At 64.9% G+C, this 19,316-nt stretch carries 16 protein-coding genes; 9 read left to right on the top strand and 7 right to left on the bottom strand.

Annotated elements, in window-relative coordinates:
• The 5 genes from AB4136_RS03015 to AB4136_RS03035 all read right to left on the bottom strand — a co-directional run.
• Window positions 1-671, bottom strand: a 671-nt coding sequence (locus AB4136_RS03015) for an E3 binding domain-containing protein (RefSeq protein ID WP_441930249.1), incomplete at its 3' end; no start/stop codon positions are given.
• Between the two features lie 2 nt (window positions 672-673).
• Window positions 674-1,672, bottom strand: a complete 999-nt coding sequence (locus AB4136_RS03020) for an alpha-ketoacid dehydrogenase subunit beta (protein WP_024926433.1) — start codon at window positions 1,670-1,672, stop codon at window positions 674-676.
• Entirely contained in the window at window positions 1,672-2,706 is a 1,035-nt protein-coding gene (locus AB4136_RS03025) for a thiamine pyrophosphate-dependent dehydrogenase E1 component subunit alpha (RefSeq protein ID WP_024926434.1), read from the bottom strand. Before AB4136_RS03025 ends, AB4136_RS03020 begins: the two co-directional genes overlap by 1 nt.
• A 21-nt stretch (window positions 2,707-2,727) precedes the next feature.
• Entirely contained in the window at window positions 2,728-4,047 is a 1,320-nt protein-coding gene (locus AB4136_RS03030; RefSeq protein ID WP_024926435.1) for an NAD(P)H-dependent oxidoreductase, read from the bottom strand.
• A 345-nt stretch (window positions 4,048-4,392) separates the two neighbouring features.
• Window positions 4,393-5,424, bottom strand: a complete 1,032-nt coding sequence (locus tag AB4136_RS03035) for a DmpA family aminopeptidase (protein ID WP_024926436.1) — start codon at window positions 5,422-5,424, stop codon at window positions 4,393-4,395.
• Between the two features lie 520 nt (window positions 5,425-5,944).
• On the opposite strand from AB4136_RS03035, the gene AB4136_RS03040 reads away from it, so the two are divergent.
• The 9 genes from AB4136_RS03040 to AB4136_RS03080 all read left to right on the top strand — a co-directional run bounded on the left by AB4136_RS03040 (window position 5,945) and on the right by AB4136_RS03080 (window position 17,579).
• Window positions 5,945-6,976, top strand: coding sequence for a substrate-binding domain-containing protein (locus AB4136_RS03040; protein WP_024927008.1), 1,032 nt, complete (start codon window positions 5,945-5,947; stop codon window positions 6,974-6,976).
• Between the two features lie 78 nt (window positions 6,977-7,054).
• Complete coding sequence (locus AB4136_RS03045; RefSeq protein WP_024927009.1) at window positions 7,055-8,596, top strand: sugar ABC transporter ATP-binding protein; 1,542 nt, start codon at window positions 7,055-7,057, stop codon at window positions 8,594-8,596.
• Between the two features lie 16 nt (window positions 8,597-8,612).
• The gene (locus tag AB4136_RS03050; protein ID WP_024927010.1) at window positions 8,613-9,596 is read left to right on the top strand and encodes an ABC transporter permease; all 984 of its coding nucleotides are present in this window, start codon (window positions 8,613-8,615) and stop codon (window positions 9,594-9,596) included.
• Window positions 9,597-9,613: 17 nt separating this feature from the next.
• The gene (locus tag AB4136_RS03055) at window positions 9,614-10,594 is read left to right on the top strand and encodes a sugar-binding transcriptional regulator (RefSeq protein ID WP_036254134.1); all 981 of its coding nucleotides are present in this window, start codon (window positions 9,614-9,616) and stop codon (window positions 10,592-10,594) included.
• Window positions 10,591-11,586: an aldo/keto reductase gene (locus AB4136_RS03060; RefSeq protein ID WP_024927012.1), complete on the top strand. Its 996-nt coding sequence runs from the start codon at window positions 10,591-10,593 to the stop codon at window positions 11,584-11,586. Before AB4136_RS03055 ends, AB4136_RS03060 begins: the two co-directional genes overlap by 4 nt.
• 22 nt (window positions 11,587-11,608) lie before the next feature.
• Window positions 11,609-13,327: a glycerol-3-phosphate dehydrogenase/oxidase gene (locus tag AB4136_RS03065; protein ID WP_024927013.1), complete on the top strand. Its 1,719-nt coding sequence runs from the start codon at window positions 11,609-11,611 to the stop codon at window positions 13,325-13,327.
• Window positions 13,318-14,160 carry a class I fructose-bisphosphate aldolase gene (locus tag AB4136_RS03070; protein WP_024927014.1) on the top strand — a complete coding sequence of 281 codons (843 nt, stop codon included), beginning with the start codon at window positions 13,318-13,320 and terminating at the stop codon, window positions 14,158-14,160. Before AB4136_RS03065 ends, AB4136_RS03070 begins: the two co-directional genes overlap by 10 nt.
• 300 nt (window positions 14,161-14,460) lie before the next feature.
• Window positions 14,461-15,975, top strand: coding sequence for an FGGY-family carbohydrate kinase (locus tag AB4136_RS03075; protein ID WP_137901936.1), 1,515 nt, complete (start codon window positions 14,461-14,463; stop codon window positions 15,973-15,975).
• Window positions 15,972-17,579, top strand: a complete 1,608-nt coding sequence (locus tag AB4136_RS03080; RefSeq protein WP_024927016.1) for a GMC family oxidoreductase — start codon at window positions 15,972-15,974, stop codon at window positions 17,577-17,579. The genes AB4136_RS03075 and AB4136_RS03080 overlap by 4 nt, the downstream gene beginning before the upstream one ends.
• A 17-nt stretch (window positions 17,580-17,596) precedes the next feature.
• Here the strand turns inward: AB4136_RS03080 and phnN are convergent, their stop codons facing one another.
• The gene (gene phnN / locus AB4136_RS03085; RefSeq protein WP_036254131.1) at window positions 17,597-18,184 is read right to left on the bottom strand and encodes a phosphonate metabolism protein/1,5-bisphosphokinase (PRPP-forming) PhnN; all 588 of its coding nucleotides are present in this window, start codon (window positions 18,182-18,184) and stop codon (window positions 17,597-17,599) included.
• Window positions 18,177-19,316, bottom strand: coding sequence for an alpha-D-ribose 1-methylphosphonate 5-triphosphate diphosphatase (locus AB4136_RS03090; protein WP_024927018.1), 1,140 nt, complete (start codon window positions 19,314-19,316; stop codon window positions 18,177-18,179). Before AB4136_RS03090 ends, phnN begins: the two co-directional genes overlap by 8 nt.

Raw genomic sequence — 19,316 nt, forward strand, 5'->3', positions numbered from 1 at the left:
GTCTTCCTCATATTGTCGTGCGGGACGAGATCGTAGGAACCCTGCTCGAACAGTTTCAGCACCGCCTCGTCCGACATCGGCTTGGCAGCCGGTGCACCGCCAACGGCAGGTGCTGCGGCCGGAGCAGGCGCGACCTTGGCCACGCCACCGCCGGCAATCGCCGCCTCGACATCCGCCTTCACCACACGACCATGCGGACCGGAACCGGTGACGGCGGACAGGTCAAGCCCCGCCTCCCGCGCCAAGCGGCGCGCCAATGGCGTGGCGCGGACCGCGCCGGCCGGCGCAGGCGTTTCCTGCACGGCGAGCGCGGTCTGCGCGGCCTTGTCCTGGGAGGAGGACATCGGTGTTTCGGCCTTGCCGTTGGCGACAGGCTGCGGCTCGGCCGCAACGGCCGCAGGCGCGGCGGCGGCAACAGCGCCGGCGTCCTCGCCCTCGGCATAAATCCAGGCCACCGGCGCGCCGACCGGAATGTCGACGCCTTCCTTGCCGGTGATGTTGCGCAGCGTGCCGGAAGCCGGCGCGTCGATCTCCATCGCCGCCTTGTCGGTCTCGATCTCGAACAGGACGTCGCCCTGTTTGACGGTGGCGCCTTCCGCGACGAACCAGCGCGAGATCTGCCCGGTCGCCATGTCCATGTCGACCTTGGGAAGGATGACTTCGACCGGCATCGTCAGCGCTTTCCCTTGGCGAGATCGCGCGCCGCCGCGATGATGTCCGGCACCTGCGGCACCGTCGCCTTTTCCAGCTCGGGATTGTAGGGGATCGGCACTTCGGCGCCGCCAAGGCGCACGATCGGTGCATCCAGATAATCGAACGCGTCGCTTTCGGCGACGGCGGCACTGATTTCAGCGCCGATGCCCAGCGTCTTCACCGCCTCGTAGACGCACAGAAGCCGCGAGGTCTTCTTGACGCTGTCGATGATGGTCTGCTTGTCCATCGGCCGCACGGTGCGCAGGTCGATGACCTCGATGTCGATGCCTTCGGCTTCCAGCGCGGCTGCCGCCTCCAGCGCCTTGTGCACCATGATCGAGGTGGCGACGATGGTGAGGTCGCGGCCCTTGCGGCGCACGTCGGCCTTGCCGATCGGCACGGTATAGTGGCCTTCCGGAACCGGGCCCTTCATCTTGTAGAGCAGCTTGTGCTCGAAGATCATGACCGGGTCTGGATCGGCGACAGCGGCAAGCAGCATGCCCTTGACGTCATGCGGCGTCGCCGGCTGGATCACCTTCAGGCCGGGCACGTGGCCGAGCCAGGCTTCCAGGCTCTGGCTGTGCTGCGCGGCGGCACCCGTGCCGGAACCGGCCGGGAAACGCATCACCACCGGAACCGAAACCTCGCCGCCCAGCATGAAGCGCATCTTGGCGGCCTGGTTGACGATCTGCTCCATGGCGAGCGTGGCGAAATCGGAAAACTGGAACTCGAAAATGGGACGCAGGCCGGTCAACGCCGCACCCACGGCGACGCCGGCGCCGCCCAGTTCGGAAATCGGCGTGTCCATGACACGGTCGGTACCGAAACGCTCGACCAGATCGCCGGTGACCTGGAAGGCGCCGCCATAGACGCCGATATCCTCGCCCATCAGGAAGACGCGCTCATCCTGCTCCATGGCGATCGCCATGGCTTCCTGGATGGCCTGGGCATAGCTCAGTTCACGCACTGCGACGTCCATCACGCAACCTCCGTATAGACGTAATTCTCAAGGTCGCGGATTTCGGGGCTCGGGCTCGCCTTGGCGAATTCGATGCCGTCGGCGATCTCTTTTTTCACTGCTTCGCGCACCGCTTCGATGCCGGCGTCGTCGATGATGCCGAATTCCTTCAGCTCGGCCTCGAACAGCGCGATCGGGTCGCGGTTGGCCATCCAGTCCTCGATCTCTTCCTTGGTGCGGTAGCGGTTGCGGTCGCTCTTGGAGTGGCCGCGGTAGCGATAGGTCTTGGACTCGATCAGCGTCGGGCCTTCGCCGGCGCGAGCGCGCTCGACGGCCTCATGCGCAGCCTGCGCCACCTCGGAGAAGTTGTTGCCGTCGACGATGACGCCCGGCATCGCATAGGCGCTGGCGCGGTCGGCGATGTTCTTGACCGCCGTCGAACGCTCGGTCGAGGTCGACATGCCGTAGCCGTTGTTTTCGCACACGAAGATGACCGGCAGTTTCCAGACGGCGGCCATGTTGAGCGCCTCGTGGAAGGCGCCTTCATTGTTGGCGCCGTCGCCGAAGAACGAAATCGCGACCTTGCCGGTCTTGAGCTTCTTGGCTGCAAGGGCGGCACCGACCGCGATCGGGATACCGCCGGCGACGATGCCGTTGGCGCCGAGATTGCCCTTGGTGACGTCGGCGATGTGCATGGAGCCGCCACGGCCCTTGCAGTAGCCGGTGGTCTTGCCGAAGAACTCGGCGAACATGCGCTTCACATCGGCGCCCTTGGCGATGCAATGGCCGTGGCCGCGATGGGTGGAGGTGATCTGGTCCTGATCGGTGAGCGGCATGCAGATGCCCATGGCGCTTGCTTCCTGGCCGATGGACAGGTGCATGGTGCCGTGGATCAGACCGCGCATGTAGGCGTCTTCGGCACCTTCCTCGAAGCGGCGGATGAGATACATCTTGTGCAGCACTTCGCGCAGCTGCTCAGCCGTATACTGGCGGAAGGCGAAAGGCAGGTTGGGTTGCGCCGCGTCGCTGTTGGCGGCTTTCCTGGCGGTGGCCATGATGATGCTTCCTCGATTGCCTTAGTTGCCGTAGACGAGCTTGTCCTGCCGGGCGCGCAGCTCGGCGATCTTGGAGCCAGGCGCCGGAGCGGCGTTGACATAGGTAATGAGCTCGCCCTTCTTGATGGGCGCCGTCACCGAACCGCCCTGCAGCAGGCCGCAGGGGATGGCCTTGGCGGCGCGCGCCTCGGGGGCCGCCATGATCCAGGCGCGGTAGCAATATTCGCCGATGGCATCGAGCTTGTCGCCCGGCTGCATGTCCTTCTTGGCGACGGCGCAGACTTCTGCGACAGGCTTGGCCAGCGGCACCATGTCGGCCTTGCCGTAGAGCACGACGCGGGCGCAAGTAAGCGGCACTTCCAGCGAGGTCAAATGATAAGGCCGGTGGAAGGTGAAATACGGGCCCTTGCCCATCTTCAGGTCTTCCATGCGCTCGGAAACGCGCGGATGCGACATGTCGGCGACGACGAAGACGCCGGGCGCAACGCCCTTGCCGATCGAATAATCGACGACGCCGACCCTGGAGAGCACGCCGCCGTCCTTTTGCGGCACCAGCACCTTGTTCAGTTCGCCCAATGTGGCGGCCGGGCCATGCATGCCGGCCTTGTCGGGCACCAGACCGGTGGCGTTGGCGATCGCCGCCATCTCGACCATGGTCTTGGAGCCGTCGACGAACTCGACCAGCATGCGCACGTTCATGTGGCGGCGCGCGGCCTCTTCCTCATAGGCGGGAGGGGTGGCGTCGATGTTGAGCGGGTTGTTCTTGCCCTTGCCGGCGGCAACGATGGGATGGCCCATGGCCGAGACGAATTCGATCAGCTCCATGCAGGAGGACGGCTCGTCGCCCGCGCCGAGCGAATAGGTGACGCCGAGGCGGTCGGCTTCGCTCTTGAGATAGGCGCCGATGGTGACGTCGGCCTCGACATTCATCATGACGAGATGCTTGCCATGCTCCATGGCGCGCAGGCCGATCTCGGCGCCGACGGCCGGCACGCCGGTGGCGTCGATGACCACGTCGATCAGGTCGTTGTTGATGATCAGGTCGGCATCGTTGGTGACGGCGACCTTGCCGGCTTCCATGGCGGCCGTCATGGCCGAGGCGTTCGATGCTTCCCTGGAATGGCCGCCTTCCTGGAAGGCGATGTCGACGGCCTTGTGGGCATTGGGGATGTTCAGTTCCGAGATCGCGCCGATCTCGATGCCGGACATATGCGCCACGCGGGTGACGATATCGGTACCCATCTCGCCCGAGCCGATGAGGCCGATGCGGATCGGCTTTCCGGACTTGCCGCGTTCCTCAAGATCGCGGGCCAGGCCCGTCAACGCAATATTGGAAGCCATACCGGTCACTCCTCCCACATCAGGCTATTCGAATGCCTGACGGGTATTGAACATATGTATTTCTGTCAAGACTAATGTCCACAGACTTCGGTGTTGAGGGAGGGTTTGTGGAGGGACGGGGATGTGCATTTCCTTCTCCCCTTGTGGGAGAAGGTGGCCGAGCCGGCGGCGCAGCCGCCGCAGGCGAGGTCGGATGAGGGGTGTTGGAAGAAATGAGGCCGCGCGGGAACAAGTGCCGGCTTCACCACGGTCCCAAATCTGTCAGGGTAGCGCTCCGTCCAACACCCCTCATCCGTCTCGGCGCTGCGCGCCGAGCCACCTTCTCCCACAGGGGGAGAAGGGAAGTCAGGCGCTAGCCCGCAACCAATCCGCCAGGGACGGCCGGCGCGCGCCGCCCCTGCCCTCGAAGGCAGGCGAGGCGAGCATGGAGTTCAGCACTGCTTCCTGGGTCGCCTCGGCGGCGGCCTGGAACAGAGCATCGATACGCGTTTCACTCAAAGCCTGAAGAGGCACGACACCGCGCTTCTCGTCGTGATCGACGGGATCCGCGGTCGAGAAGGCAATGGCGATGTCGCCGCTGCCATGGCCCCAGAAAGCACCCAGCCTGGCGATGCCGGCACCGGCGCGGCGGGCGACGCGTTTCAACTGGCGGTGTTCGAGCGGAATGTCGGTCGCCAGCACAATGACCACCGAACCGCTCTCGGCCTCAGTCGGTCGGCGCGGATCGGGGCGGCGGCCATCGGGCAGGACGAGATCGCCGGCGCGGCCGAAATTGGAAAGCACGAGGCTACCCAGATGATAATCGCGGCTGTCGAGCCTGATGCGACGCGACGCCGTGCCGATGCCGCCCTTGAAGCCGAAGCAGGTCATCCCGGTGCCGGCGCCGACGCTGCCCTGCTCGACCGGGCCTTCGCTGGCGGCCTCGATGGCGGCCAGTGCATGCGCCTCGCTCACGACAAGCGCCTGGATGTCGTTGAGCGGGCCGTCATTGCATTCGGCGACGAGCGGATTGACGGTGCCCGTGCGGCGGCCGATGTCCGGGTTCTGGCGAATGGCTTCGCGGATCAGCGCGGTGGCGCAGGTGCCGACCGACAGCGTGTTGGTCAACAGCAATGGCGTCTCGATGGTGCCGAGTTCATCGAGTTGCACGAGGCCGACCGTCTTGCCGAAACCGTTGATGACTTCGGAGGCGGCCCTCGCCTTCCTGCGGAAAAGATTGCCACCATGCGGCAGGATGGCGGTGACGCCGGTGTTGATGTCGCCGTCGCGCAGCGTGACATGGCCGACGCGCACGCCCGGAACGTCGGTGACGGCATTCAACGTGCCGGAAGGCAGCGTGCCGCAGGTCAAACCGAAGTCCTTGATGCCGACGCTCATTGCCTCTCCTCGAACCGCCTTCCGGCGCTGCCGATCAACCATAGCCTTTGGACCAGCGGCTCGGTCTCTCGGTTCGTCATTCCCGACCTCGTGAGGGAGCGTAGCGACCGGAGAGTGTCGGGAATCCATGCCGGAACGTTCATAACGTGGAGCCGATCCGGATTCAAAGCGGGTAGCGGTCAGAAAAGCAGCACGAAATGTTCTGTGCTCAAGATCATACGCGCAATTTTGGACCGGCATGCCACTATCGGCGGTCCGGCATGGATTCCCGACACTCTCCGGTCGCTGCGCTCCCTCACGAGGTCGGGAATGACGAATTAAGATGGTGCGGTTTTTCAACCCAAACGTCCATTGATGTGAAATATATTTCAGTATATGAATTTTATTGACAGTATCATCGTGCGCTGCAATGATCCAGCTGCCGGCTTCGGGAGGAAGTCCGGCTGCAAATCAATCCATGAAGCGGCGTGCCAAGCGCCGCGACGGTTATTGAAGAATGGCTTCGGCCAAGGGAGGAAACTTGCGCAAATTCTTAAGCACGCTCGCCATGGCGGCGGCGGCATCGACCTTTATGAGCCCGGCCCCGGCACTCGCCGAAACCGCCAATCCGTTCAAATGCCAGCCCGGCGAAAAATACGTGATGAACGTCATGGTCTCGGGCGTCGAATACTGGTTCCCGGTCTATGAGATGTTCAAGCAGGCCGGCCAGCAGCTCGGCTGCGAGACCGCCTATACCGGCACGCCGGAATATGACGTGAACAAGCAGATCGCCAGCTTCGACCAGGCGCTGGCCCAGAAGCCGGCCGGCATCCTGGTGCACCCGATGAACTCCGATCCGTTCATCGAGCCGATCAACCGCGCCGTCGACCAGGGCACCGCCGTGGTGACCTTCGCGGCCGACTCGCCCAATTCCAAACGCGTCTCCTTCATCACCTCGGACAATCTCGCGGAAGGCACCTACGCCGCCGACGCCGTTGCCGGCGCGATGGGCGGCAAGGGCGAATACGCCGTTCTCGAAAACCCCGGCCAGGACAATCACGACAAGCGTGTCTCGGCCTTCGTCAAGCGCATGGAAACCAAGTGGCCGGATATGAAGCTAGTCGGCCGCGCCGCGTCCAACCAGGACCCGACCAAGGCTTATCAGGCGGTGCTGAGCCTTGCCCAGGCGCATCCCGACCTCGGCGCCGTGTTCATGCCGGAAGCCAACTCGGCGATCGGCGCCGCGCAGGCGGCCAAGGAAGGCGGCGGCAAGATCAAGGTGATGCTGGCCGACGTCAACGCCAAGATCCTCGACATGATCAAGGCCGGCGAGATCTATGGTTCGGTCAACCCCAACCAGGGCATGCAGGGCTATATGGGCTTCATGCTTCTGTGGCTGGCCAAGCATCCCGAGCTGATCGACCCGATGAACGACGCCAAGCGCGCCGGTTCCAATGCGATGAAGGTGCCGTTCGTCGACAACGGCTTCTCGATCGTGACCAAGGACAACGCCGACGATTTCTATTGGGACAAGTATCTCAAGCGGCGTGGCACCAAGGGCATCGAAGAGTAAGCTTCGGCCCACAATCGCTCTCGCTGGAAGGGGCTTTCCCTTCCAGCACTTTTTCAGAACCTTTCGCAGGAGCATGGCGTGACCGACGCGCCCGTCCTTCAGATCCGCAACCTTTCCAAGGCGTTCGGGCCGGTCCAGGCGCTGAGCGGCGTCGCCTTCGAACTGCGCCGCGGCGAGGTGCACGCGCTGTGCGGCGAGAACGGCGCCGGCAAATCGACGCTGATGAACATGATCGGCGGCGTGCTGCAGGCCGACGAAGGCGAAATCCTGATCGACGGCAAGCCCGTGACCATCGCCTCGCCGGCGGCGGCACAGAAGCTCGGCATCGCACTGGTGCATCAGGAAATCGCGCTCTGCCAGGACGCGACGGTTGCCGAAAACATCTGCATGGCTGCGATCAATACCCGGCGCGCGCCGCTGATGAATTACGCGGAAGTCTATGCGCAGGCCGAGAAGGCGATGAACCAGCTTGCGCCCATTCCGGTGCGCAGCAAAGTCGCCGACCTTTCCATTTCCAGCCAGCAGCTGGTCGAGATCGCCAAGGCGCTGACGCTCGACTGCAAGGTGCTGATCCTCGACGAGCCGACCGCGGCGCTGACCGAGACGGAAGCGCAGCGCCTGTTCTCCATCGTGCGCGGCCTGAAAGCGCGCGGCATCTCGGTCATCTATATCAGCCATCGCATGGCCGAAATCTTTTCGCTGTGCGACCGCGTCACCGTCTTTCGCGACGGGCGCTATGTCGCGACCGAGGCCATCGCGGCGACCTCGCCCGACGATGTCGTGCGCAAGATGGTCGGCCGCGAGATCACCCAGCTTTATCCCGACAAGCTCCCCGCCGACGCGGTACCGGGACGGTCCCTGCTCTCTGTTAGCGGCCTGTCGGACGGCAGCCGTTTCGTCGATGTCGATCTCGACCTGAAAGCCGGCGAAATCCTCGGCATTGGCGGCTTGATCGGTGCCGGACGCAGCGAGATCGCGCAGACGATCTGCGGACTAAGGCAGGCCAGCGCCGGCAGTGTCGCGCTGGACGGCAAGCCGCTTGCCATCCGCTCTTATGCCGACGCCGTGCGTGCCGGCCTCGTCTATCTCTCGGAGGACCGCAAGGGCTCGGGCGTGTTCCTCGATCTGTCGATCGCCGCCAATGTCTCGGCGCTCGACCTCGGCAAGCTCACCGGGCGCCTTGGCCTGCTCGACCGCCGCGCGGAAGCCAATCAGGCAACACACCTCGCCAAGCGGCTCGGCGTGCGCATGGCCGGCATCGACGTTGCCGTATCGACGCTTTCCGGCGGCAACCAGCAGAAGGTGGCGATCGCCAAGCAGCTTTCGGTTTCGCCCAAGGTCATCATCATGGACGAGCCGACGCGCGGCATCGATGTCGGCGCCAAGGTCGAGATCCATCGCCTGTTGCGCGACCTCGCCAACCAGGGCGTCGGCATCGTCGTCATTTCCTCGGAACTGCCCGAACTGATCGGCCTGTGCGACCGCGTGCTGGTCGTGCGCGAAGGCGCCATCGCCGGCGAACTCGGCGCGGGCGAACTCGACGAGGAAACCATCATCATGCTCGCGTCGGGCGTTAAGCCGGCGCAAACGAGCCAAGGACAGGCCCACAATGTCGCTTGAGAGTGGAGAAACCGTCATGCATGCCGAGATCAGGGCCACGGGCGCCGGCCGTTCCAGCTTCGCCCGGCTCGCCTCGATGCGCGAGGCCGGCCTGATCGTGATCATCCTGGCGCTGTGCATCGCCATGAGCTTCGCTTCGCCGCACTTCCTGACCTGGGGCAATTTCCGCGCCATGCTGATGAGCTTCTCGATCGAAGGCATCGTCGTGGTCGGCATGACGATCCTTTTGATCGTCGGCGGCATCGACCTGTCGGTCGGCTCGGTGGTCTGCTTCTCGATGGTGGTTTCAGGCGCGCTGTTCCTGATGGGGCTGGACCCATGGACCGCCAGCCTGATCGGCATCGCAGTGAGCGCACTGATCGGCGCGGTGATGGGTTTCTTCGTGACGGTGGTGGGACTGAACCATTTCATCACCTCGCTGGCGGCGATGGTGATCGTGCGCGGGCTGTGCCTGGTCATCACCAAGGGCACGCCGCTGTCTTTGTTCACGCTGCCGCCGGAATTCAAGGCGATCGGCCAGGGCAGCTTCCAGGGCGTGCCTTATGTCATCATCATCTTCGTGGTGGTGGTGGCGATCTTCGATTTCCTGCTCAGGCGCGCCACCGCGTTCCGCAAGGTGTTCTATACCGGTTCGAATGAGAAGGCAGCGCAGTTCTCCGGCATCAAGACCAACCAGGTGAAATTCTGGGTGACGGTGCTGTGCGCGACGCTGTCGGGCGTCGCCGGCGTCATCTACATGGCCCGCTTCGGCGCCGCCACGCCGACCTTCGGCGCCGGCATGGAGCTCAACATCATCGCCGCGGCGGTCATCGGCGGCGCCTCGCTGAAGGGCGGCTCGGGCACGATCTTCGGCGCCATCCTCGGCATCGCGCTGCTCTCGGTGGTGACCAGTTCGCTGATCCTACTCGACATCTCGGTCTACTGGCAGGACATGATCAAGGGCTGCATCCTCCTGGCCGCCGTGTCGGCCGACCACTTCCTGCATCGCCAGAAATCCTGAGATCGAGGCGCGGCACGATGGCACCCCCCAACACTCGCGACGACATCTCGACCGTGCGCCAGATGCACCAGGCGCTCGTCCTCCACTATGTGGAAGGCAAGACGCAGGCCGAGATCGCCAAGGAGCTCGGCATCTCGCATGCCACCGTCAACCGGCTGATCAAGCGCGGCCATCAGCTCGGCCTGGTCGAGATCAAGATCAAGTCGCCGATCGATCATCTGGTCGACCTCGAGGCGCGGCTTGTCGCGCTCGGCGGCATCGAGCGCGCGGTGGTGGTGCCGACGGTCTCGGAAAACCCGCAGACGGCCTTGCAGCGCGTCGGCGAAGCGGCAGCCAATCTTTTGCTCGAAACCATCAAGGACGGCGACACCATCTCGATCACCGGCGGCAAGGGTGTCAGCGCGCTGGTCGCGGGGTTGAAGCCAGGCCGCCGCTATGACGTCGAGGTCATCCCCGCCACCGGGCTGGTGCAGGGCAAGCACTATACCGACGTCAATCACGTCGCCTCGCTGATGGCCGACAGGCTGGGCGGCCGCGCCTACCAGATCCACGCGCCGCTGTTTGCCGACACGCCGGAACAGCGCGAGATGCTGATGGGGGTGCGCGCGGTGGCCGATGTGTTCCGCCGGGCGCGCGAAGCCACGGTCGCTGTGGTCGGCATCGGTTCGATCCTGACCGACGATTCTTCCTATTACGACCTGCACCCCTCTTCCAGCGCCGACCGCCAGGCGATCGAGCGTTCCGGTGCATCGGGCGAATTGCTGGCGCATCTGATCGACCGGGATGGCAAGCTCAGCGACTACACGCTGAACCGCTCGCTGGTCTCGCTGACGCTGGACGAGTTCGCCACCATTCCGCGCTCGATCGGCATTGCCAGCGGGCCGAGCAAGATCGCGCCGATCCTGTCGGCGATGCGCGGCAACCATCTCGACATCATCGTCACCGACGAGGCCACCGGCCTCGGTATCCTCGACCTTGCCGAAAGAGAAGCAGCATGAGTTCCAGACAGATCCAACGCCCCATCGGCGCATCCGGCATCCAGGCGTCCGGTGTCGGTCTCGGCACCTGGGCAATCGGCGGCTGGATGTGGGGCGGCACCGACGAGCAGGCCTCGATCCGCGCCATCGAAGCCTCTATCGACGCCGGCGTCAGCCTGATCGACACCGCGCCCGCCTACGGGCTTGGCCGCAGCGAGGAGATCGTCGGCAAGGCGATCAAGGGCAAGCGCGATAAGGTGGTGATCGCCACCAAATGCGGGCTGAACTGGCATTCCGGCAAAGGCAACCATTTCTTCGACCAGGACGACAAACCGGTGCACCGCTATCTCGGCGCCGACGGCATCACCTATGAGCTGGAGCAGAGCCTGAGGCGGCTCGGCACCGACCATATCGACCTCTACATCACCCACTGGCAGGACCCGACGACGCCGATCGCCGAAACGATGGCCGCGCTGGAGAAACTGAAGACGGCGGGAAAAATCCGCGCGATCGGCGCCAGCAATATCAGCGCGGACGACCTCGAGCAGTATGTGGCAGCCGGCCAGCTCGACGCCATCCAGGAACGCTATTCGATGATCGATCGCGAGATCGAAGGCACGCTTTTGCCGATCGCGCGGAAGCACGATGTGGCGACGCTCAGCTATTCCTCGCTGGCGCTCGGTTTGCTGACCGGCACCATCGACCCCGGCCGGGCCTTCTCCGGCGACGATCAGCGCAAGGACAATCCGCGCTTCTCGGCATCCAACCGACAGAAGGTGGCGGCGCTGAAAAAAGCGATCCAGCCGATCAGCGAACAGCACAAGGCATCCATGGCGCAGATCGTCATCGCCTGGACGCTGGCGCAGCCGGGCATCACCTTCGCGCTGTGCGGCGCCCGCAATCCCGAGCAGGCGATCGACAATGCGCGCGCCGGCGAGATCAGGCTGGGTTCCGACGAACTCGCCGTCATAGACAAAGCGATAGCCATGCATCTCACCCAGATGGATGCCTGAGTAACCCCGAGGCATTTCCAAAATGACGCGCAACGAAACACTCGCCGCGCTGCGAGAGCGGCCGGACATTGCCGTGCTCATCATCGGCGGCGGCATCAACGGCATCTCGGTCTTCCGCGAGCTCGCCTTGCAGGGCGTCGACGTGTTGCTGGCCGAGAAAGGCGACTATTGCGGCGGGGCGAGCGCAGCACTGTCGCGCATGGTGCACGGCGGCCTGCGCTATCTGGAGAACGGCGAATTCAAGCTGGTGAAGGAATCGCTTCTGGAGCGCGACCGGCTGTTGCGCAACGCCCCACATTATGTCGCGCCGCTGCCGACGACCGTGCCGATCTTCGATATTTTCTCCGGCATCGCCAATGGCGCGGTGCGCTTCCTCGGCCTCACCCGGCGGCCCAGCCGGCGCGGCGCGGTGGTGATCAAGGCGGGGCTGACGCTCTATGACGTCTTCACCGCCTCGCGCCGGCTGATGCCCGTGCATCGTTTTCGCGGTGCCAGAGAAACGCTGAAGACATGGCCGGCGATCAACCCGGCAACGCGCAGCTCGGCCACCTATTACGACGCCTGGGTGAGCCGGCCGGAGCGGCTCGGGCTTGAAATGCTGAACGATGCGATGGCGGCGTCGCCTTCGGCGCAGGCGCTCAACTACGTACAGGTCGGTTCCAACGCGGACGGCCTCATCCTGACCGACACGATCTCGGGCGAGACGCTGCCGGTGCGCCCTCGCCTCGTCATCAACGCCACCGGCGGCTGGATCGACCTGACGAATGCGGCGATCGGCGCCGCGGCACCACGCATGATGGGCGGCACCAAGGGTTCGCACATCATCGTCGACAACCGGGAGCTTTACGACGCGCTCGCCGGCCAGATGATCTATTACGAGAACGAGGATGGCCGTATCTGCATCCTGTTCCCCTATCTCGGCAAGGTGCTGATCGGCTCGACGGATATCCGCGTCGACGATCCGGACCAGGTGCGCTGCGAGGACGACGAGCTGCAATACATCCTGCAGTCGCTCGCCTTCGTCTTCCCGTCGATCGAGATCGCCCCTGAAGAGATCGTCTTCCGCTTCGCCGGCGTGCGGCCGCTGCCGGCCAGCGACGACAGTTTCACCGGACGCATTCCACGCGACCATTTCTGCGAATTCGTCGAGGCCAGCGGGCACCTGCCGGCGACGCTGTGCATGATCGGCGGCAAATGGACGACCTTCCGCTCGTTCGGCGCGCTGGCCGCCGACATGTCGCTGGAACGGCTTGGGCTTTCCCGCAAAGTCGGCACCGAAGACATGGCGATCGGTGGCGGGCGGAACTTTCCGCCTGATACAGTTGTGTGGTGCGCGGAGCTGGCAGCCGAACACAAGATCAGCGAGGCGCGCGCGCAGGTGCTTCTGGAGCGCTACGGCACTTCCGCGCGCGATGTTGCAGCCGGCTTGTCCGTAGCCTCCGATGCAATGCTGCCGGGCTGCGACTACAGCGAAGGCGAAATCCGGCTGATCGTGGAGCGCGAACAGGTCGAGACATTGGCCGACATCTTCCTGCGCCGCACCACCATCGCGATTACCGGCGACCTGACGAGCGAGCTTGTCGATGCCGTGCTCGATCTCCTCGCCACCCGCAAGAACTGGGACGCCGGGCAAGCCTCGCGGGAACGCGCGGCGTTCCTGGCATTGCTCAAGCACCAGCACGGCGTCGACCTTTCCAACCCTTCCAAGACCGACAAGAAAAGGAGCGCGATATGCGCGTGAACAAAAAAGCCCGCATGAACCGGCTGTTCGGCAATGGCCGCTGCCTGGACGTCGCCATCGACCATGGCGTGTGCAACGAGCCGAGCTTCCTGGTCGGGCTGGAGGACATGGCCGGCGTGGTCGACAGACTGGTGAAGGCCGGCCCCGACGCCATCCAGATGAATTACGGCCAGGCCGACCTGCTGCAGGACGTTCCCGGCAAGGACAAGCCGGCGCTGGTGATGCGTCTCGACATGGGCAACCCCTACAACAAGATCCGCCACCGGGCTATGTGGGCTTTGCTGCAGAACGAGGCCGAACCGCTGATCGGCGCCATCGAGATGGACGCCGCCTGCGTGGTGGTGAACCTGTTCATGCTGCCCGACGAGCCGGACCTGTTCAAACAGTGCGTGCAGAACATTTCCCGCGTGCGCGCCGATTGCGAGAAATACGGCATGCCGCTGATGATCGAACCGCTGGCCATGCTGCCGGTCTCGGAACATGGCGGCTACATGGTCGACGGCGACGTCGAGAAAATCGTGACGCTGACCCGGCTGGCGCGCGAGATGGGCGCCGACGTCGTCAAGGCCGACCCGACCACGAATGCAGAAGACTTCCACCGCGTGGTCGAGGCGGCGCGCTGCCCGGTGCTGGTGCGCGGCGGCGGCAAGGAGGATCTGCGCGCGGTGTTCGACAAATCGGCGGCGCTGATGCGCCAAGGCGCGCTCGGCATGGTCTATGGCCGCAACATCTACCAGCACGCCAATCCGAGCGCGGTGGTGCGCGGCCTGATGGCGATCATCCATGACGGCGCTGATGGCGCCAAGGCCTTCGACCTGTACAACCAGGCGTAAGATGACTGATGCCATCCCTTCTCCCCTTGAGGGAGAAGGTGGCCGAGCTCGGCGGCACAGCCGCCGTAAGCGAGGTCGGATGAGGGGTGCTGGACGGAGTGCGATCCTTCCGGACTTCGAATGAGGTTAAGACAGGGGACACCCTTGAAACGCCTCATTTCTTCCAACACCCCTCATCCGTCTCGACGCTGCGCGCCGATCCACCTTCTCCCGCAAGGGGAGAAGGGAACACAGCGCGAAGCGGCCGGTAAGGGAAAACGTCGGACGTTAGTGTCCTCGGCACACTTCGGGAGGAGATTGATGGGTAATTACATACTGGGCCTCGATGCCGGCAATACCGTCATCAAGGCCATCATCTTCGACACGGCCGGGCGGGAGCTGGCGATGGCCGCGCTCGACGGCCGCTCGTCGATGCCGAAACCCGGCCATGTCGAGCGCGATCTCAACGAACTCTGGGCCAATGCCGTCACGGTGATCCGCCGCTGCATCGATGAAGCAGGCATCGACGCCGGCGATATCGCCGCGATCGGCTGCGCCGGACACGGCAACGGGCTCTACGCGCTGGACCGCGACGGCGCGCCGCTGATCGGCATCCAGTCGCTCGACACACGCGGCGTCGGCATCGTCGCCGAATGGGCCGGCGAAAATGTCGGCGACCGCACCTATCCCTACTGCCTGCAGCGGCCATGGGCGGCGCAAACGCCGACGCTGCTCGCCTGGATCAAGCGCTTCGAACCGGACCTGTTCGACCGGATCGGCACCGTGTTCCTGTGCAAGGATTTCGTCGTCAACCGGTTGACCGGAGCGCGGTCGAGCGACACCACCGACATGTCCGGCTGCGGGCTCTTGTCGATGCCGGCACGTCGTTATGAGCAGGAGCTGCTGGCCGCCTATGGCCTCAACGACTGCATGGACCTTTTGCCGCCGGCGCTGGAATCCGCCGAGATCGCCGGCCATATCACGCCGGAGGTCGCAGCACTGACCGGTCTGAAGGCGGGTACGCCCGTGGTGGCCGGCCTGTTCGACGTGGTGGCCAGCGCCGTCGGCTCGGGCGTGACGCGCACCGGTGCCGCATCGATCATTGCCGGCACCTGGAGCATCAACCAGGTCATCACTGATGAGCCGATCCGCGATCCGTCGATCTTCATGCTGTCGACCTTCGATCCCAAGCGCTATCTGGCAATCGAATCCAGCGCCACCTCGGCCGCCAATCTCGAATGGATCGCGCGCGAATTCCTCGAACACGAGGCCGGCCACGGAAAATCCCCATTCGAACACGCCAGCGAACTGGTCGCCTCGGTCGATCCGGCCGGCGATGTGCCGATCTACCACCCGTTCCTCTACGGCTCGCAGAAAAACGGGCGGGCCCGTGCCGGCTTCTACGGCATCGCCGGCTGGCACGGGCGCGCGCATATGCTGCGAGCGCTGTTCGAAGGCGTCGTCTTCGAGCACAAACGCCATATCGAGACGCTCACCCGCGCCGGTGCAGGCTTCGATGAGGCAGTGCTTTCCGGCGGCGGCTCGCGCAGCGCCGTATGGGCACAGATCTTCGCCGATGTGCTGGGCGTGCCCGTGACCGTGGCACGAAGCCGCGAAACCGGCGCCCTGGGCGCGGCCATCGCGGCCGGAACCGGTGTCGGCATCTTCCCTGACTTTGCCGCCGGTGCCACGGCGATGACGTCGGCGGCGCGCCGCTATGCGCCTAATGGCGCGATTGCCCAAGCCTATGCCGCGCGCTACCAACTCTATGGCGAGATCAACCAGGCGATGAGCCCGATGTGGGAACGGATCGCTCAGATGCAGGCGCAGTCGTGACCAGCCCCGCTCCGTTCGGCGAATTCGACTATGTGATCGTCGGCGCCGGTTCGGCCGGCTGCGTGCTGGCCAACCGTCTGTCGGCCGACCCGCGTAACAAGGTGCTTTTGCTCGAGGCCGGCGGCAGCGACCGCTACCACTGGGTCGATATCCCGATCGGCTATCTCTATTGCATGGGCAATCCGCGCACCGACTGGCTGATGAAGACCGAGCCGGACGCCGGCCTCAACGGACGCAGCCTCAACTATCCGCGCGGCAAGGTGCTGGGCGGCTGCTCTTCCATCAACGGCATGATCTACATGCGCGGCCAGGCGGCCGACTATGACGGCTGGCGCCAGGCAGGCAATGCCGGCTGGGGTTGGGACGATGTGGTGCCCTATTTCCGCAAGTCGGAGGACTATCATGGCGGCGCCGGCGCGATGCACGGCGCCGGCGGTGAGTGGCGGGTGGAAAAGCAGCGCCTGTCATGGCCGATCCTCGACGCCTTCCGCGACGGTGCGGAAGAACTCGGCATTCCGCGCACCGAGGATTTCAACGCCGGTACCAATGAGGGCTCCGGCTATTTCGAGGTCAACCAGAAGAAGGGTGTGCGCTGGAATACCTCCAAGGCGTTCCTGAGCGGCATCGCCAATCGCCCTAATCTGCGCGTACTGACCGGCGCCGAAACCGAGAGGCTGGAGTTCGACGGCCGCCGGGTGACCGGCGTCGTCTTCCGCCATGAAGGCGGCCTGCATGTCGCGAAAGCCGGCGAGACCCTGCTTGCCGCCGGCGCCATCAACTCGCCAAAAATCCTCGAACTGTCCGGCGTCGGCCAGCCGGAGCTTTTGTCGCGGCTGGGGATCGAGGTTCGACACGCGCTGCCCGGCGTCGGCGAGAACCTGCAAGACCATCTGCAGATCCGCACCGTGTTCAAGGTGAAGAACGCCGACACGCTGAACCAGCGCTACCACAACCTCCTGCGCCGCGCGGCCATGGGCGCGGAATACGCGCTGTGGCGCAGCGGGCCGCTGTCGATGGCGCCGAGCCAGCTTGGCATCTTCGCGCGCTCTGATGCGCGGCTGGCGACGCCGGATCTCGAATATCACGTGCAGCCGCTCTCGACCGACCGGCTGGGCGAACCGCTGCACCGCTTCCCGGCCGTGACGGTCTCTGTCTGCAATCTGAGGCCCGAAAGCCGGGGCACGGTCCACATGGAAAGCGCCGACGCCAGGGAGATGGCGAAGATACGCCCGAACTATCTCTCGACCGAGGGCGACCGGCACGTGGCGGTCGCTTCGATAGAGCATGCGCGGCGCCTGATGCGGACAAAGGCCATTGCCCGTTTCGAACCGGAAGAAATGCTGCCCGGTCCGCAATTCACCGGCCATGAGGACCTGGTGCGCAAGGTGGGCGACATCGCCACAACGATCTTCCACCCGGTCGGCACAGCCAAGATGGGCTCGGACGCGATGGCGGTGGTCGACGCCAGGCTGCGCGTGCACGGCCTGACCAGCCTGCGCGTCGTCGATGCCTCGATCATGCCGACCATCGTGTCGGGCAACACCAATTCGCCCGTCGTCATGATCGCCGAAAAAGCGTCGGAAATGATCCTGCGGGATCGTTGAAGCCGGCCGCCGCCCCTTCAGGACGCCAGAGACAACCGGCTGACGATGATCGAGACCAGCGCCTCGCCGGCGAGGTGAAGCTCGGCGCTGTTGTCGATGGTGATGTCCTGGCCGTAGGCGCCGAGCTTCAGGCCGCGCTCGACGCGGCGCTGAATGTCCTCGGCGGTCTCGCGTCCACGCGACGCAAGCCGGGCCGCGATGATTTCCGGCCGGGCGGTCAGGCCCGCCACGATGACATTGGCAAAGGCGGCGCGGATGTCGTCGAGCGCTCCACGCGAGCCGTTGGCGACGGCGGTGCCGCCGCGTTCGACATGGTCGAGCACGGTACGCGGCAACGCATAGCTCAGCCCGTTCGCCTGCCAGCTGACAGCAAAGCGCCCTGCCCGCGCGGCTTCCGCGAAATCGGTCTCGTTCAGGCTGTCATGGTCCTCGGCGTCGGCGGTCGCCGGGCGCGTAACGATGCGGCGGACGAACAGGATGTCGCTTCGCTCAGTCAGGCGCTCGCGGGCATAGCCAAGAACGCTGTCCTTGCCGGAGCCGCTCGGGCCGACGACGATAATGAGCCTGCCGGGCGAACCCCGGGAACCCGACACGGGATCAGGCAACGCGCCGGCCCTCGCGCCAGACCGAGCGCACCACCGGCACGCCCTTGTTGTGGCGCACGCGCACGACATCGCCGCGCAGACCGGGCGCGATGCGGCCACGGTCGGTCAGGCCCACCGTGCGCGCCGGGGCCGCCGTGACGAGACGGACCGTTTCGTTGAGGGGCCTGCCCTGCGGGCCGTCGGCCAGGATGAACGGCGCCTGCATGAGGCTGAACGGCACATAGTCGGACGAGAGCACGTCGAGCACGCCGGCCTCGGCCAATTCGCGCGCCGCAATATTGCCGGAATGCGACTTGCCACGCACGATGTTGGGCGCGCCCATCATCACCGAAATGCCAGCCTCATGCGATGCCCTGGCCGCTTCCATGCTGGTCGGGAATTCGGCCAGCTTTACACCGAAGGCAATCGATTCCTCGACATGTTCGACAGTAGCGTCGTCATGGCTGGCGATGGCGATGCCGCGTCCGGCGCAGGCATCGGCAATCGTCTTGCGATGCGCGGCGGAATACTTCTGCGAGGCGGCGACGCGCTTGGCCATGAAGCGCTCGAAGGCCGCGTCGTCCAGCCCGCGCTTGGTCTTGTAGTAGAGCGCGTACTGCTCGAGCGTCTGGAACTGGCGCTGGCCCGGCGCATGGTCCATCAACGAGGCGAGCCGCACGAAATTGTCGGTGTCGAAATCCTCGAACTGGTCGAGCACATCGGCCGCCGAAACCTCGCAGCGCAGGTGGATCAGATGGCTGGCGCGCAGCCTGTCCTCGGCGACTGCCACCTCGATGGCGTCGGCGATGACACGCATCTCGCCCTTCTGGAAACCGCCATCCTCGTCGGAACCGAGACGCAGGCAGTCGAAGACAGTGGTGATGCCGGAAGCCACCACCTGCGCGTCATGCGCCTGGAGGGCGGCGATCGAGTCCCAGCGCACGCCGGGGCGCGGCGAATAATGGGATTCGAGATGATCGGTATGGAGTTCGACCAGGCCTGGGATCACATAGTCGCCTTCGCAATCCTCGCCCGCCGAGACGATACCGGTATCGATCGACGCGATCTTGCCGCCGCGCAGCACAAGCGCCCCGTTGACGATCTCGTCTTCGAGGACGATGCGCGCATTCTTCAAAACGATCTCTTGGGACAT

It is taken from the genome of Mesorhizobium sp. 2RAF21 (assembly GCF_052115345.1).
GTDB lineage: Bacteria > Pseudomonadota > Alphaproteobacteria > Rhizobiales > Rhizobiaceae > Mesorhizobium > Mesorhizobium terrae.

Coding starts and splice junctions, on each gene's coding strand:
- AB4136_RS03020 (WP_024926433.1), bottom strand. CDS start 1,672: ATGGACGTCGCAGTGCGTGAACTGAGCTATGCCCAGGCCATCCAGGAA.
- AB4136_RS03025 (WP_024926434.1), bottom strand. CDS start 2,706: ATGGCCACCGCCAGGAAAGCCGCCAACAGCGACGCGGCGCAACCCAAC.
- AB4136_RS03030 (WP_024926435.1), bottom strand. CDS start 4,047: ATGGCTTCCAATATTGCGTTGACGGGCCTGGCCCGCGATCTTGAGGAA.
- AB4136_RS03035 (WP_024926436.1), bottom strand. CDS start 5,424: ATGAGCGTCGGCATCAAGGACTTCGGTTTGACCTGCGGCACGCTGCCT.
- AB4136_RS03050 (WP_024927010.1), top strand. CDS start 8,613: ATGCATGCCGAGATCAGGGCCACGGGCGCCGGCCGTTCCAGCTTCGCC.
- AB4136_RS03055 (WP_036254134.1), top strand. CDS start 9,614: ATGGCACCCCCCAACACTCGCGACGACATCTCGACCGTGCGCCAGATG.
- AB4136_RS03060 (WP_024927012.1), top strand. CDS start 10,591: ATGAGTTCCAGACAGATCCAACGCCCCATCGGCGCATCCGGCATCCAG.
- AB4136_RS03065 (WP_024927013.1), top strand. CDS start 11,609: ATGACGCGCAACGAAACACTCGCCGCGCTGCGAGAGCGGCCGGACATT.
- AB4136_RS03070 (WP_024927014.1), top strand. CDS start 13,318: ATGCGCGTGAACAAAAAAGCCCGCATGAACCGGCTGTTCGGCAATGGC.
- AB4136_RS03075 (WP_137901936.1), top strand. CDS start 14,461: ATGGGTAATTACATACTGGGCCTCGATGCCGGCAATACCGTCATCAAG.
- AB4136_RS03090 (WP_024927018.1), bottom strand. CDS start 19,316: ATGTCCCAAGAGATCGTTTTGAAGAATGCGCGCATCGTCCTCGAAGAC.